General features: G+C 41.4%; 13 protein-coding genes. 2 read left to right on the forward strand and 11 right to left on the reverse strand.

Going from position 1 to position 15,152, the window contains the following annotated elements; all coding sequences use genetic code 11:
• Nucleotides 1–12: 12 nt before the first annotated feature.
• From pdeM to GKO22_RS08485, 7 genes are all read right to left on the reverse strand, one after another.
• On the reverse strand, nucleotides 13–672 hold the full coding sequence (gene pdeM / locus GKO22_RS08455; RefSeq protein ID WP_166334110.1) for a ligase-associated DNA damage response endonuclease PdeM: 660 nt from the start codon (nucleotides 670–672) through the stop codon (nucleotides 13–15).
• Nucleotides 669–3,137: a ligase-associated DNA damage response DEXH box helicase gene (locus GKO22_RS08460; protein WP_206367857.1), complete on the reverse strand. Its 2,469-nt coding sequence runs from the start codon at nucleotides 3,135–3,137 to the stop codon at nucleotides 669–671. Before GKO22_RS08460 ends, pdeM begins: the two co-directional genes overlap by 4 nt.
• A 4-nt stretch (nucleotides 3,138–3,141) precedes the next feature.
• Nucleotides 3,142–4,731, reverse strand: a complete 1,590-nt coding sequence (locus tag GKO22_RS08465) for an ATP-dependent DNA ligase (protein ID WP_166334112.1) — start codon at nucleotides 4,729–4,731, stop codon at nucleotides 3,142–3,144.
• Entirely contained in the window at nucleotides 4,728–5,741 is a 1,014-nt protein-coding gene (locus tag GKO22_RS08470) for a ligase-associated DNA damage response exonuclease (protein WP_166334114.1), read from the reverse strand. The genes GKO22_RS08465 and GKO22_RS08470 overlap by 4 nt, the downstream gene beginning before the upstream one ends.
• 59 nt (nucleotides 5,742–5,800) lie before the next feature.
• Nucleotides 5,801–6,421, reverse strand: a complete 621-nt coding sequence (locus GKO22_RS08475) for a response regulator (RefSeq protein WP_166334116.1) — start codon at nucleotides 6,419–6,421, stop codon at nucleotides 5,801–5,803.
• Nucleotides 6,414–8,324, reverse strand: a complete 1,911-nt coding sequence (locus GKO22_RS08480; protein ID WP_166334118.1) for a tetratricopeptide repeat-containing sensor histidine kinase — start codon at nucleotides 8,322–8,324, stop codon at nucleotides 6,414–6,416. Before GKO22_RS08480 ends, GKO22_RS08475 begins: the two co-directional genes overlap by 8 nt.
• A gap of 132 nt (nucleotides 8,325–8,456) precedes the next feature.
• A complete protein-coding gene (locus GKO22_RS08485; RefSeq protein ID WP_166334120.1) occupies nucleotides 8,457–9,437 on the reverse strand; it encodes a TolB-like translocation protein in 981 nt (326 codons plus the stop codon).
• Between the two features lie 102 nt (nucleotides 9,438–9,539).
• On the opposite strand from GKO22_RS08485, the gene GKO22_RS08490 reads away from it, so the two are divergent.
• Both GKO22_RS08490 and GKO22_RS08495 read left to right on the forward strand, forming a co-directional pair.
• Entirely contained in the window at nucleotides 9,540–10,025 is a 486-nt protein-coding gene (locus tag GKO22_RS08490; protein ID WP_166334121.1) for a regulatory protein RecX, read from the forward strand.
• Between the two features lie 143 nt (nucleotides 10,026–10,168).
• Nucleotides 10,169–10,876, forward strand: coding sequence for a DsbA family oxidoreductase (locus GKO22_RS08495; RefSeq protein ID WP_166334123.1), 708 nt, complete (start codon nucleotides 10,169–10,171; stop codon nucleotides 10,874–10,876).
• A gap of 59 nt (nucleotides 10,877–10,935) precedes the next feature.
• On the opposite strand, the gene GKO22_RS08500 is transcribed toward GKO22_RS08495, so the two are convergent.
• The 4 genes from GKO22_RS08500 to GKO22_RS08515 form a co-directional block, all read right to left on the reverse strand.
• A complete protein-coding gene (locus GKO22_RS08500) occupies nucleotides 10,936–11,325 on the reverse strand; it encodes a hypothetical protein (RefSeq protein ID WP_166334125.1) in 390 nt (129 codons plus the stop codon).
• A gap of 432 nt (nucleotides 11,326–11,757) precedes the next feature.
• Complete coding sequence (locus tag GKO22_RS08505; RefSeq protein WP_166334127.1) at nucleotides 11,758–12,852, reverse strand: GAF domain-containing protein; 1,095 nt, start codon at nucleotides 12,850–12,852, stop codon at nucleotides 11,758–11,760.
• Between the two features lie 53 nt (nucleotides 12,853–12,905).
• Nucleotides 12,906–13,322 carry a response regulator gene (locus tag GKO22_RS08510; protein WP_317165706.1) on the reverse strand — a complete coding sequence of 139 codons (417 nt, stop codon included), beginning with the start codon at nucleotides 13,320–13,322 and terminating at the stop codon, nucleotides 12,906–12,908.
• 167 nt (nucleotides 13,323–13,489) lie between these two features.
• Nucleotides 13,490–14,944: a sensor histidine kinase gene (locus tag GKO22_RS08515; RefSeq protein ID WP_166334131.1), complete on the reverse strand. Its 1,455-nt coding sequence runs from the start codon at nucleotides 14,942–14,944 to the stop codon at nucleotides 13,490–13,492.
• Nucleotides 14,945–15,152 lie beyond the last annotated feature (208 nt).

The following is a 15,152-nucleotide window of genomic DNA, read 5'->3' on the forward strand; positions in this document are numbered from 1 at the left end:
CGTATAATTAAATTAACAACTCACTGCAAATAAACCATCTTCATAGATGGCATAACAAAACGCCCCTTCGGGCACACAACTCGTATCTAACCCACTGAAAAGACTAAAAGCGGGCAATATTAACTGTGTATCGGATACGACAAAACAAGGGAAACGCATGGTACTTTTGCGACCAACAGCAACATGTATACCGGGATGTAGATGACCACTGATACTGTGGATACCAGCAGAAAACTGCCGATCGCCATGCGTAAAATGAATATTCCCAATAGCATAACCATCTGCTAAGATGCGAATTCCCAATTCTTCAAATGCGCGATCCGATAGGCGATCATGATTTCCTTTTACTAATAGGAACTTACATGAATCGTTTTCTTGAATAATATCTTTAAGTAAGGCAACTTCCGAATTCATCCCAGCATGCAGGAGATCGCCGGTTATTAATACCTTCTCGGGATGGTAATGAGTGATCAGATCGCGCAAACGTTCCATATCGCGCGTAGCAACCTGTTGCGGCAGCGCAATACCAGATTTACGAAAGTGCGCCGCTTTGCCCACGTGCAGATCCGAAAGGATAATGGTGTTTTCGGCAGGCCAATACAGGGCACGCTGATTCGTCAGCACTAACTTTTCACCTGCAAAATCAATTTCCTGTTCTTGTATGTTCTTCATCGCCTCTTTCCGGGTCGACCTCCACTCTCTTGCATCCGACGAATTCGTGTCGCCAGATCTTCGCTAGAAAGTGATTGCCGCATACTATCCACCTTGATCGGGAAACTAAGCGGCGTAAACCCAGTGGCAAATCTAAAGATAATCTTGCTGGTATTTATACGTTTGAACGCGCTTTGTAAGCGGGGCTCTTCCAACTGCTGATTGAACACTTCGGTGTAAGCCTGTCGGAGCAATAGATTCTGTGGATCGTGATCTTCTAATACCTGAAAAATAATTCCGGAGGAAGATTGCAGCGACTTATTATTCTTCTGAGCTCCTGGAAATGTTTGTACAACCATGCCAGCGATAACAGCTATATCTCGAAACTTTCGCTTAGCCATCTCCGTCGAGTTAATACTGGATAATACATCTTCCATCAAATTTTCCGCGCTTAATATCGATTGCAGTTGATCCTCATTAAGTGAAATCTCCGTATCAGAGAATAACTCAAAACCATAATCATTCATAGCCATAGAAAAGCTAATTGGTGAAAACCGGCTAATGCGATACGCCATCAGAGCCGCCATCACTTCGTGAATCAGGCGACCTTCGAAAGGATACATAAATAAGTGGTATCCTTCTTTGGTGACAATCAATTCGACTAAGAATTCATCTTCGGCCGGAATATGGGAGAAACTTTGCTGTCGCGCGAAGAGTGGATGCAAGAAACGTAGTTCTTGTTCTTTGGCCGATGGATGAACAGATCGCGCTAATTTCTGCCGTAGGAAATGACTTAGATTAGAACTTAAAGGCAGCCTACCGCCCAACCAGCTGGGCGTAATGGCTTTGCCAGAAGACAGTCGCACGTAGGTTGTCATTTCCTTGATGCGCACTAATTCCAATACGCGACCAGCCAAAATAAATTTATCTCCTGCTTTTAGTTTTGAAATGAAATATTCCTCAATCATACCGACGTAACCACCAGAGGTGAATCGTACCCGCATCATGGCTTCGCTGACAATCACGCCGAGATTCATGCGGTGCAACATGGCAATACGTCGCTTGGTGACCACCATCAATCCTTCCTCATTCTCTACGACTTTATGAAACTCTTCGTAGTTCGCGCCGATCTGTCCGCCACGCGTGATGAAAAACAAACACCAAGACCACTCCTCTTCGGTGAGGTAAGAGAAAGCATGTGTATCCTTCATAGTGGTCATCAATTCTGCTGGGCGAAATCCGCCGCCTAGAGCAATCGTCACTAAAAATTGTACGAGCACATCAAAGGTTTGCACCATCGGATCGCGCGATTCTATCGTATTATTCTTGACCGCTTCTTTCAAAGCCGCGACTTCGATCAATTCCAATGAATGTGTCGGCACCACGTATATTTTAGACACCTCAAAAGGCGAATGACCACTCCGACCAGCGCGTTGCATAAATCGCGCTACGCCCTTGCTCGAACCAATTTGTATGACGGTATCTACCGGTTTAAAATCTACTCCCAAATCCAACGACGAGGTAGAAACTACGGCCTTTAATTTCCCTTCGCTCAGCGCGTCTTCAATCCATTCGCGAATTGCGCCATCGATCGAGCCGTGGTGCAACGCGATTTGACCTGCAAAATCAGGATACGCTTCCAAAAGCAACTGATACCACATCTCACTTTGACCGCGCGTATTGGTGAATAAAATGGTCGATTTACTAGCCAAAATGATGGGCACGACTTGTTCTACGAGCTTACCGCCCATATGCCCAGCCCAAGGCAGCACTTCGACTTCGTCGGGATAGACTGGTTGAATATCGATCTTTTTCTTTTCGGTCGCCACGATTTTCACACCTTTCATCGGTGCCGGAATCAACACTTCCAGCGCTTGATCTAGATTGCCAATTGTAGCCGTAATTCCCCAAATTCGGAGCTTTGCATAGTTATGGCGCAAATAGGCAAGCGCCAATTCGATCATCACACCTCGTTTCGTGCCGAGCAGTTCATGCCACTCATCAACGGCCACACAGCGCAATGATTTGAAAAATTTGTTTCGCGCTTTTTGTGCCAACAGCAAATGCAGACTTTCTGGCGTTACGAGCAAGACATCAGGCATTTGCTTGCTTTGCTGCTGTTTGCGCTTCACATCGGTATCGCCATTGCGCACATCCACCACCCAATCCAGACCAATCTCATTAATGGCTTCTTGCATGGCGCGCGCCAAATCTTTGGCCAAACTGCGGATCGGCGTCACCCAAATCAATTTTAATCCAGCACGGTATTTTTCGGGCTGATTCATAAAATCTTGCAATACGGCTAGAAATACTGAAAAAGTCTTTCCAAAACCGGTTGGTGCCACCACCATACCGCTTTTTCCGCTGGCGTACGCCGCCCAGGTTTTCTCCTGAAAACTGAATGGTTGGTTTCCCTTGTCGGCCATCCAACGCGTGATAATCGCGTAACCATCGGTCTGACTACTTTTCTTGACAGATATACTCATGCGATCAGGTGCTGGCAGGGATTAGCTTCTTGACTTCTTCAATATCATCAATCTCTGCCACTGTTTTATCCTTTCGCCAGCGCAAAATTCGGGGAAAACGTAGTGCTACACCCGATTTGTGACGATTACTCAAGGCGATTCCTTCGAAAGCAATCTCAAAAACCAATTCGGGTTTTACGGTGCGTACTGGGCCAAATTTTTCGGTTGCATTGCGGTTCACAAATCGGCTGACTTCTTGTATTTCTTTATCCGTCAAGCCCGAATACGCTTTCGCAATCGTCACTAATTCATCGTCTCGGCGTACCGCAAAAGTGTAATCTGTGTAATAAGCACTTCGCCGTCCACTACCCTTTTGTGCATAAATAAGTACGGCGTCAATAGTTAAAGGATCAACTTTCCACTTCCACCAGTCGCCTTTTTTGCGACCGCTATGATAGGGCGAAGCCAAATGTTTGAGCATTAAACCTTCACTATTGCGCGAACGCGCATCTTCACGAATTGCAGGAAGGTCTTCCCAACCGCTACTGGCAATTACCTCTGATAATCGTAAAGAAGTTTCGGGATTTTGTGCTACAAGTTTTTCTAATTGTGCTCGTCTTTCAGATAATGGCCGAGCGCGCCAGTCTTCCGCTTCGTATTCTAGTAAATCGTACAAAAATACAGATACAGGAACATCGGAAAGCATTTTTTTGGAGATTATCTTTCGGTTAAGCCGTTTCTGTAATTCACTAAACGGAAGCACTTGCTCCTCTCGAACGGCAAGAATCTCTCCGTCGATCACAAAATTCCCATTCCACGCAGCAAGCGCTTCGGCAATCTCGGGGAATTGCTCGGTGACGAGCTCCTCACCTCTGGACCAGATAAAGACTTCGCCATTGCGTTTAATAAACTGCCCACGGATGCCATCCCACTTGTATTCTGCTTGCCACTGCGAGCGATCGCCTAAATCAGGTAATTCCTTTTCTAATGCATATGCGAGACAAAAAGGATATGGTTTCGATAATTCCGTGTCGCTATAATGGCCTTTTACCAAAAGATCAAAAACGACATCTTCCCTATTCCAATGCCCCATAATGCTGTGTGCTACGGCACTTTCTTCCATAGCATAAAAACGCGCTAAGGCATTGATGAGCGTTTTGGAAGATACCCCAATCCGAAAGCTACCACCCAGCAGCTTATTGAAAATGAAACGTTCTTGCGCTGGCAAGGTATCCCAAGCTTGTATTACAAAGGCTTTCTTATCTGCTTCGGATTGATCTTTTAATTGTAAAATATCCGTCATCCATTCCGACAGGGTACGCTCAACGGTTTGCGATGGCGGCGGCAATACCAAAGCAATGGTTTCGCCAAGGTCGCCTACGGCCGAGTACGATTCTAAAAACAGCCATTCTGGAATTTGGGAGACCTCCATCGCCCATAGCTTTAACAAAGTCGTGGTCAAAGGTCGTTTGGGCCGCTTACCAGTAAACAAAGCTAAAAACCACAATTTATCTTTCTCCTCGCCATCGCGCAAAAATTGCTGAATAGCCTCCAATTTTGCGGTCGTTTTGTTGGTGCTATCTAAAGCAAATATTAAGTCTGCAAATGCTTTCATGACTGCGCCTCCTTATGTTCCAGACTTTCGTCCTCTTCATCTTGTCCATATTCGGTAGGCACTACATCTGCTGCGATGCCAATATCGTTGAGGTATTTCGCAAAGACCGCCGTCTGTCCGTGCGTTACATGCACTTGTTCGGCGCCAGTGGCTTTTACCGCTTGAATCAATCCTTCCCAATCCGCATGATCGCTAATCGGAAAACCTGCGTCTGCGCTGCGCCATCTTCTTGCACCACGCACTTGCATCCATCCGGAGCAGATGGCGTGCGCCATATGTGGTATTTTCTTGATCACCTTCGATTCTAATAAGGAGGGCGGCACGATCACAATTCCCTGATCCAAATGTTTTACGTCTTCCCGTAAATCAACAATTTCATATTTCGGAAGTTGCACGCCAATCTGTTCGAAGGCCAGATTCAATTTACCAATCGAATAATGCACATATAGTGGTCCGGCTTCTTTCAGCGCCTGCATGATGCGCTGTGCTTTACCCAGCGAATAACCCACGAATACCGAAGTCTTTTGCTGTTCTTGATTATGCTTTACCCATTGTTGTAGCTGTTCATTCTGTGTAGCAACAGATTGCCAACGGTAAATCGGCAAACCAAAAGTACTTTCGGTCACGAATTCATGGCATTTAACCGGTTCAAACGGTGTAGAAAGACCATCTTCCTGAATTTTATAATCACCCGAGACGACCGAAACTTTGCCTTTATATTCTAAACGGATCTGAGCAGATCCAATGATATGCCCTGCTGGATGCAATGAAATCTTTACGCCATTGCGCGAAATTGTCTCATTGTATCCAATGCCTTGCACCGAGATATCAGGACTAATTCTGCTTTGTAAGATGGGAACGGTAAAGTGATGACATAGGTAATTTTTCATACCCCACTTCGCGTGATCCGCATGTCCATGCGTGATAATGGCGTAATCTACCGGCTTCCACGGATCGATATAAAATTGGCCCGGCTCACAATAGATTCCTTTATCGGTAAATGTCAACATAGTACAAGAAGCAACATGGTATTGCTGCGTTTTGTTTGCTTCTTACGTATAGCAGCTGCTTATATAAATTTCATCTCGGTAGCCCGATGAATGAGCGATGCGACATTGTTGACTTTGAACTTTTGTAAAAGATTACGACGGTGACTTTCGACGGTGAGCGGGCTGATGAACATATTCTCGGCAATATTGCCCGTGGTCAATCCTTGCGCCAGCAATAATAGAATTTCCTGCTCACGCCGCGTCACGATCGGCACGGTATGATCGGCTTGTTTCAGCATTTCTTGCATTTCTTGTGCAATGATCTTTTCACCTCGGCAAACTGCTTGAATGGCGTCAATCAACTCTTCGGCCGATACATTTTTGAGTAGATAACCTGCTGCACCATGTTGCAGCATACGCGTAGCGACGCTGGCTTCATTGAGATTGCTAATCGCAATAACCTGTATATTAGGATGTTGCTTTTGTAAGATTTGTATCGCTTCAAATCCATCCATATTAGGCATATTGATATCCAATAGCACGACATCCACGTCGGCAGTTTCCAGATAAGCGATGGCTTCATTTGCGTCCTCAAAAGACTGACTTAACTGTATTTCGTCGGCACCAGCCAAGATATACTCGAAGCCACGCAAAACTAAAGGATGATCGTCTACTACGATAACTTGAATGTTTTCAGACATGTGTATTGAATGTTATGTGTATAGAAACACCTTGATCCGGTGCAGTATCAATGTCCAACTCGCCATTGAGCATATCGACTCGGTTTTGAATATTTTGTAATCCAATTCCTTTGGATCTGACTTTTGCTTTGTCGAATCCGCGCCCATTATCTTCAATGGATAAGTAAAATTGTCCATCATCTTCGCTGCATTGCAACAATACGTGCGAAGCTTGACTATGACGCACCGTGTTCGTCAATAATTCTTGTGCGATGCGGTATACGCCGGTTAGGAATCGTTGATCATGATGGCCTGACAAATTGATGGCACTAAAATCGACCTTCAGAGCGGCATGTTGCATGCTTCGGCACAAGTCACTAAGTGCAGCTTCCAACCCCATCGTACGCAAAGATTCGGGCATCATATTCCGCGCTACACGACGCACCTCGTCTACCGAATAATCAACCTGCTGTATTAACTCCTGCAAAGGATCATCTTGTTTTTTATAGTCAGTTTTGCCATTTGCTGCTGCTTGTACAACCAGAGCGGAAAGCTTGAGCTTGATACCTGCTAAGATACCGCCTAATCCGTCGTGCAGATCTCGTGCAATACGACTACGCTCCTGCTCTTCGCCATGTGCCATCGCATTAAAGATTTGTAACTTTTCCTGCTGCGCGTTTAGCTGCTTGCGGTTACGCATGCTGCTGTAGCCGATGAAAACAAACATGAGCAACAAGATCAGACAAAATAGTAAACTAACGATCCATCCGCGTGTGCGGATTAGCGTGATTTGCTGTGCTTGATTTTTTTCTTGCGTAAGTAAAAGTTCTCTTTCTTTTTCTGCTGTTTGGTACTTCTTTTCCAGTTCTAATATGCGCGTTTCATTCGCATCTACCGCCATGGTATCTACCACAGCGGCGTACTTTTTGTACCAAGCTGCAGATGCTTCGTATTGCTGCAAATCGCTTTCTATCGTAGCCAAATTATAATAGATCCGCTGTTTGTTTCGCAAAATGGCGGTACGCTCTACATAGGGTAGCACTTGCATCAGTGCTTGTTTGGCTTCTGGCAATTTGCCAGCATCTCGAAAAGCTTCATACTGATCAAACAAGACTGTTGCAGCTAGCGATTCGCTTTTCAGTGCGCGCGCTGATGCCAAACCTTTATCAAATTGGGCAAAAGCTTTGTCAAATTTTCCTTTTTTCTTCCAATAACTACCATAAACAGTGTAATACATGGGTCCGTAGGTCGAATGCGGAATTAACTGCAGTGTTTTGGCAGCTTGTTGCAATAATACTTCGGCCTGATCTAGATGGGATTGAAAAATGGCATTGCGTGCCGCATTTACATAAGCCGTCAAGCGATGTTCATCGAGTGCCGAATCGTAACGCAGCAGATCAATCGCTCGCTTATAATAGCGATCTGCTTGCTTGTAATCCTGCATATTCATTAATGCCATGGCTACATTTTGGTAATTACTACCTAATAATGTCGTGTCGCGAATGGCTGTCGCCATCGGAATCACACGGTGAATCAGCGCTTCTACATATTCGCGAGCGCGTCCTTCCCGTTGCAATAGCGCACCGTAGCTAGACCACAAGCGGATGCGGTAACGAGTCGCTCGTTCATTATTGATTTTACTCAGGTTTTTTTCTGCGGCCATATACAGCTGTTTGGCCTTGTCTGAGTCGGCATCAAAATAGGCGGAAGCTTTATAAAAGTCGATCACTCCTAATTGAAATGCTTGATCTTTGTCTTTCGGAAACAGTTTTTGCGCCTGAGCGATATACAAAAATGCTTGAGCGGTATCGTAATCGCCCCAAAAAAAGCTAAGATCTAATAGTGCAAATGCTTTCTCTTCATGATCTGGAAGTAACTTTATTGTCTGGTAAATGCTATCGCCATAGTGCTTAATATCCCGCATAGACTGGGCTGATGCTGAATAGTACGAAAGCATATATACGAGAAAAGAGATATGCCAGAGGCAAGTGCGCATAGGATGAGATGTGATGGACAAGTAGTTAAGTTACGCAATTCGATTAACAATCCGTAGGTTTTAACGCCAAATCACCTGTCCACCAGCAGACTCTATTTTATCGTTTCTCCAAATCACTGGAATCACGCCTGGCGAATTCGCAGCTACCGGATCCACATTATACACTTTGCCATCGTTTGGAATTATTTTTAGATCCCATACAAAACCAAACGGTCCTGTCTGTCTATAATTTGAACCCACCAAAATATGCTTTCCATCGGGCGAGAAGATACTTTTTGCTTCCTTGAAATTACTTTCTGTAATTTTCACAGGCTCCGAACCATTCATATCCATGGTATGTAGATGGTTTCCAATTCGTACTAAGAGTTGTGTTCCGGCAGGATTAACATCCAGATCTCCCCAGTCATCATACGTCATCTCTTTTACCAATTGACCGGATGTATACGGCGGATCTAGACGAATAATGTAATTTTTGTGCGTAAGCAATAGGCTGTTACCTGGCAGCCAAAGTCGTGTCGCATTAAAATCGAATGGTTCGCCATTGATATCTAGCAAACGGGTTACAAATTCGCCATTTCTGCGCACGATGGTAACGCCATCTTCTTCGTCATTGGACGTAATTAAGATATGACTTTTGTCGTGCGACAAATATCCTTTACAATACGCATTCAATCCGGGGCTGTTGTATACGAAGTTTTCTAGCATGGTATTGTCAGACATCTTGCTAATCATAAATCGAATCGGATAGACACCTAAGGTGCTCTCATCCATCACTGTCAACCTTTCTTGACCATCGCGCGAGACATCAAAACTATTTAGATCGCTATTATCTGGAATAAACGCACCACCAGAACCAGCTGGCATGGCAAACCGCATAATGCCATCGCTAGCCCAATCATAGTAAATCGTACCAGAAAGACCATCTACTCCACCACCATTGTCGCCACCTCCAATGTTATCATCTTTTGAACAGCTTGCAAGAATAAGCGATATCAAAAGGATTATGCCATAGTATTTTATGGATACAAAGTATGTTTTCATGAGTAATAGTTTTTAAGTGTGCTATCTAAAGTTAAATTTCTGACTATAAGTTGTACTCAGCAATCCCTAGAAACCAGTATTTTTGTACGAAAGCGATTTGCAATGTCAGAAACTGAACGCCCGAAAAAAGTATATACGCCCATGCAAGCCCGCGCTAAGGCGGAGCACTACTGCGCTTTTCAAGAGCGAGCACAGCAAGAAGTACGTGATAAGTTGTATAGTTGGGGTTTGCATATGCAGGATGTGGAAGCAATTATCAGTCAACTCATCGAAGACAACTTCTTGAATGAGGAACGATTCGCCAGAGCCTATGCCCGTGGTAAATTCAAAATGAAAGGTTGGGGCAAAATAAAGATCAAACAAGGCTTAAAACTGAAACAAATATCTGCTCCTTTGATCCGTATAGCTATGAGCGAAATCGATGGTAATGAGTACTTTGCGACACTAGAATCTCTAATCAACAAAAAGCATCTCCTGATTCGGGAAGAGAACGATTTTAAAAGAAAGCACAAGCTTTTTCAATACGCACTCGGTCGCGGTTACGAGTCCAACCTGATTGCCGAAGTGCTGGAAAGTAATCACTATTGAATTTCAGACGTTTGATAATTCATATTTCTTGCTCGTTTATAATTTTACATACAGCTTATATTATCCTCATTTTTATGCGTTATATTTGAGTTTATGATTATAATAGATGGAGTATTTTGTAGCCATCTATAAAATATAAAGGTATGAAAGTAGAAATCTGGAGTGACATCATGTGTCCGTTTTGTTATATCGGTAAGCGTAGTTTCGACTCCGCTTTAGCACAATTTGAGCATCAAGATCAATTGGAAATAGTTTGGAAAAGCTTTCAATTAGATCCAAATCTACCTGAAACACCACTACCTGATCAAATTGCCTACTTCGAAGAATATAAAGGCTTAAGTAGAGAGCAGATGGAGGGTATGGCTGCTCACGTCTCTAATTATGCTAAAAGCGTGGGGCTAGACTTTAATTTTGAACAGGTTCAAATAGTCAATACATTCAAAGCACATCGCTTCATACAAATAGCTAAAGAGCAAGGACTAGGCAACAAAGCTGAAGAAGTACTATTTAGAGCTCATTTTGTAGAAGGAAAAAATATCGGCGATGTCACGACATTACAAGATTTAGCGCAGGATATTGGTCTTAACAGGGAAGATGTAGATAATGCTCTGAATGACGATAAATACGCTTATCAAACAAGGCAAGAAATTCAAGAAGCGCGAAGCGTGGGTGTGCGTGGGGTTCCTTTTTTTGTTTTCGACCGGAAGTATGCCATTTCTGGAGCTCAAGCCTCTGATCAATTCTTACAAACTTTAGAAAAAACATTTACCGAATGGCGAGCAGCTAATCCTAGCTCTAAATTTGTAGTGAATGATGGCGATAGTTGTGCTGCGGATGGTTCGGGATGCTAAATAAAATCATAAAGGATTATTGATAATGCGATAGCCATATGACAATATACGCATTAAAATTAAACGGCATCGCGAAGCTCAAATTCAGCGTATAATGCTTCACTATACTCCTGCCATCGCAGGAGTTTAGTATCTTTTTGTCTAATCTTCGACGATTCGAGCTCATTTGTAATCAAGCTATTGAAAAACATATAAATCGAACCTAGAGAATAGTCTCCAGCATAGCCTTCTTCGGAAAGCATACCCTGTAAGTAAATTCGATAGTATTTGCATGCAAATTCAATGGGATTTGATAAAGAGATATTTTTCCCAATCAATTCACCATAGAAGCTGCATAAAGCATGTAGATACTCTGCAACAATATCTGCATTATCTGACTTATTATATTCCGGATTATATTCAATCTTCACTAAGCCCAGTGTGTCCCCTATACGCTTATTGAGTTTCATAATAACTTAGTTTTTGGTATAAACATTACAAATATATCATAATAATAAACATATTTTCATATTTAAGCGACTTATTTTTAAAATTGTATTTAAAATAATATTTCCAATACACAGGAAAAATAAACTTCTCGATTATTTTTATTTTATAATATTCTATAAAAAAAAGGGTTTAAACAACTTATTTTTAGCAATTAACATTTTTTAAACTTTCTTTGATATAGTATGAGGGCACGGTAATTTTTATAGATTATTTGATCATCATACCATTAGCTTCAGTATGTATTATAAGAATACCGATACGAGCTAGAAAACTTGTTTATCAAGTAGAAATAGTAAAGCAGGTAAAGGTCTTAATAGTTCAGAAGATTATAGAGATATCGATTACCATTTAAATCATCGCTGCCAGCACAAGAAGTAGATCAGTTATTTATACTAATCATTTTTCGCTAAATTAAATAGTACACTTTGTATTTCACGATCTAACTTATTTGCTGCCTGAATAATCATATCTATTTCTTCGTTGCGAGGTGTACTTCCCAACTCCTTCCAAATTTGTGTAATTCCCAAAATCGAAGAAAGTGGCCCTCTAAAACGATGCGATTGCAGATCATTCAGCCATTGCAACTGTTGATCACTTTGTTCAGAGATGTTTTCTTCCATATTCTCAGGAAATATCGGCATCGCATGGTATGATACTCCTACCAAATCACCTTCTACGCTATAGGCAGGACTGAAATGACAATATGAATTGACCCCGCCCCAACAGATACCTGATTTGGTTTGCACAGAAATACTTTGTCCTGCTAAAGCACGATTATAATTATTTATAAATTCGGGCATAGTACTATCTCCAAGGTAATCCCGAATATCATCACCTATCTGGATTTCCCGATGCAGATTTTCACTAATTAATTTAGAGAGGTACGGATGACATTTTAATACAGAGAAATTTTTACCCAACAAAAGAGTTACCATTTTTGTCCTATTAAACAATGATTCCCGACGTATAAGGTGGTCATCCCAATGATTATATTTTCCATCTACAGACGGAATAGCATCTTTATCTTCTACCAGCAAAACAATTTGAGACGCTAAAGTACGTAACAATAAGCGTTGTACATCTGTAATCTTAGTAGGCTTATCATGATAAATACAGAGATAACCTAATACTTCTTTTCTTTTATTTTGAAGTGGAATCCCAGCGTAAAATTGTATTTGGGGACATACATTACCTAATGATAAGTTACAAAACTGCTGTGTCAAAGCTAAATCTTCGACAATCACTAAATCACTTCCCTGTTTTAATCTATAAATTATTGAATCTTGTATCGGTATACGGTTTAACTCAAATCCATGGCTATAGATATTGTATTGGTGCTTACCATCCAAAAAGGCTAAAGTCGCAAATTTCGTGGAGCACACATCGGTTGCAGCTGTAATGACATCACGCACAGCTTGCTCGATACTTGCTGGAAAGGTCAACATTGGTAGAGGCGGGGCAAAATTAATAGATTCTTGATCTGGCATAGTACGCTTGTTAGTTTTCGTTATACGAATTGTATACAGTTAAAATCCTGCATTTAATTTTGACCCATTTCATTTGTATTTCCGCAAATAACTTCAAAATTTTCTTTGAGTAATGGTTTTGTAACGTAACTAGTTACTTCTTTCTTGGATAAACTTCTAAAACTATCTTCGGGCGATACCGACGAACTAACAATATACAATTTGGTTGTATGAAGCAATTTCTTATGGCTTAAATGATCTACTAATTCCCAACCATTCATTAGCGGCATATTAATATCCACCAACAATATATCAGGTAGTGATTGACCTCGTTCAGATTGCGCGATATAGTAATCGTAAGCTTGCTGTCCGTCAAAAAAGGCAATAAATTCCAAATCTTTACACAACAACGAAAAATTCACTTTACATACGTAGTGAAATATAGGGTCATCGTCTACAACGCATATTACCATTCTTGTCTTTTTAACCATAATATGTACTGCACACTATAAAATAGAATACCTAAAAATTGAAAATAGATTTATTAGTACTTTGTATTCTTTAAAGATTAGAAAATAAAAAAACCTATTAATGATATATTTTTGTTTTTTTTCCACATCGTGATCAATACTCAGTATGTGGAATAAGATTGATACTGTCATTTAGGCAATGTAAAAAAAACGGTAGTGCCATGGCCTAGCTGTGACTCTATCCAGACCTCTCCTCCATGAAGTGCCACGATTTTTCTGCAAGTCGCTAAACCTATGCCACTACCTGCATATGATGATTCGGAATGAAGCCGCTGAAATAGCGTAAAAATTTTTTCCGAATCTTTCTCTGGGATACCAATACCATTATCGCTCACACTTAAAAGCCAAGAAGTATCTTTCTCGACGGATTTTATCTGAATATCTGGTATACCATCTTTTTGATGAAATTTAAGTGCGTTGCTTAATAAATTTTGAAATAATTGATAAAGAAATGATGCGTAGCCTAATACTTTAGGTAATTTCTCACATGTAATTACGGCCTTCGAATCTAAAATCTGAACACGCAAATCCATCTTGACAAATTCCACTATTTCTTCAAGGTTACAATACTCTTTAATGGATTTTCCATCTAATTTCAGGTGATCCAATAGTGACTTAAGCATTTGAATAATGCGACCTGCAGAATCCTCTATTGCTTGGAAATAATAACGATCTTCTGCACCCAATTTTTCGCCGAGAGTTTTTCGCAAAAGATCTGTTACACTGATGATGGAATGTGCGGGGCTTAACAAATCATGTGAAGCTGCAAACGTAAATTCCTCAACATCGCGTGTTTTGCTAAGTAATTGTCGATGTAGCTCTTTCATTGCTAACTCGACACTTCGCTCTTCCGTTAAGTCGCGAGTTACTTTCGAAAAACCAATAACAGCGCCCGCTACATCGTGGATGGCAGTTATGGTGACATTACCCCAGAACTCTCTACCATCTTTTCTTAATCGCCATCCTGTCGTGTTTGCACTTCCTAAATTCTTAGCACGCTCTAATAGCAACGATGGTAAACCTGCCTGACGATCCTCTTCGGTGTAAAACACCGAAAAGTTCTTACCCACGATCTCTTCTGCCAAATAACCTTTAATACGCTTGGCACCTTTATTCCAATTTTTCACGTTGCCTTCGGAATCTAGTCTAAATATAGCGTAGTCTCTAATTTCGCTAATCATATCAACGACTTGCTCATCATCCATATTTGGAGATGGTACGATCTGCATTGCAAAACCACTAACATTATATTCACCATCTCGCAGTGATGCGATGCTTGCAGAAAAAGAGGATGTCTCTTTATGTTTATTTTTTAAATGAATGCGATGACTGCTCCGGTCACAACGTATTAGTTCTTTGACTATCTCCGCCATCGTCTCAATAGAGGGACTATCTACTCCGATTAGTTCCAAAAAATGCATTCCAATAGGATTATTCATTCCTTCTGGAAGAAATCTATTTATATCACCATTGTATGAGGTAACAAAACCAGAAGAATCTAAGAAAAACAAAGTATGATCCGAATATGCTGCAGATGCATTCTGTGTATCATTTTTTAAAATAAAATTGTCTTCGAAATGCATTTGATATGCCTTTTTCTCTTGTTCTCTGATAAGGTGACGATAATCATAACAAGGCCTATCCTTTGGATTATACACACCTCTGTTGCACACAAACATAGAAAATAAAGCCGCAGCAGATAATTATAAACGTATAGAATTATCTTTTTTGCGTGCATTTACCTATTATTTGTTATACAAAAAGCTCCCGTACAATCTTCTATAAAATGTG

The organism is Sphingobacterium chungjuense, from assembly GCF_011316935.1.
Classification (GTDB): domain Bacteria; phylum Bacteroidota; class Bacteroidia; order Sphingobacteriales; family Sphingobacteriaceae; genus Sphingobacterium; species Sphingobacterium chungjuense.

Bases quoted from the DNA above. Each gene is read 5' to 3' on its own strand.
- pdeM (WP_166334110.1), bottom strand. From the start codon at position 672: ATGAAGAACATACAAGAACAGGAAATTGATTTTGCAGGTGAAAAGTTA.
- GKO22_RS08460 (WP_206367857.1), bottom strand. From the start codon at position 3,137: ATGAGTATATCTGTCAAGAAAAGTAGTCAGACCGATGGTTACGCGATT.
- GKO22_RS08465 (WP_166334112.1), bottom strand. From the start codon at position 4,731: ATGAAAGCATTTGCAGACTTAATATTTGCTTTAGATAGCACCAACAAA.
- GKO22_RS08470 (WP_166334114.1), bottom strand. From the start codon at position 5,741: ATGTTGACATTTACCGATAAAGGAATCTATTGTGAGCCGGGCCAATTT.
- GKO22_RS08475 (WP_166334116.1), bottom strand. From the start codon at position 6,421: ATGTCTGAAAACATTCAAGTTATCGTAGTAGACGATCATCCTTTAGTT.
- GKO22_RS08480 (WP_166334118.1), bottom strand. From the start codon at position 8,324: ATGCGGGATATTAAGCACTATGGCGATAGCATTTACCAGACAATAAAG.
- GKO22_RS08485 (WP_166334120.1), bottom strand. From the start codon at position 9,437: ATGAAAACATACTTTGTATCCATAAAATACTATGGCATAATCCTTTTG.
- GKO22_RS08490 (WP_166334121.1), top strand. From the start codon at position 9,540: ATGTCAGAAACTGAACGCCCGAAAAAAGTATATACGCCCATGCAAGCC.
- GKO22_RS08495 (WP_166334123.1), top strand. From the start codon at position 10,169: ATGAAAGTAGAAATCTGGAGTGACATCATGTGTCCGTTTTGTTATATC.
- GKO22_RS08500 (WP_166334125.1), bottom strand. From the start codon at position 11,325: ATGAAACTCAATAAGCGTATAGGGGACACACTGGGCTTAGTGAAGATT.
- GKO22_RS08505 (WP_166334127.1), bottom strand. From the start codon at position 12,852: ATGCCAGATCAAGAATCTATTAATTTTGCCCCGCCTCTACCAATGTTG.
- GKO22_RS08510 (WP_317165706.1), bottom strand. From the start codon at position 13,322: ATGGTTAAAAAGACAAGAATGGTAATATGCGTTGTAGACGATGACCCT.
- GKO22_RS08515 (WP_166334131.1), bottom strand. From the start codon at position 14,944: ATGCATTTCGAAGACAATTTTATTTTAAAAAATGATACACAGAATGCA.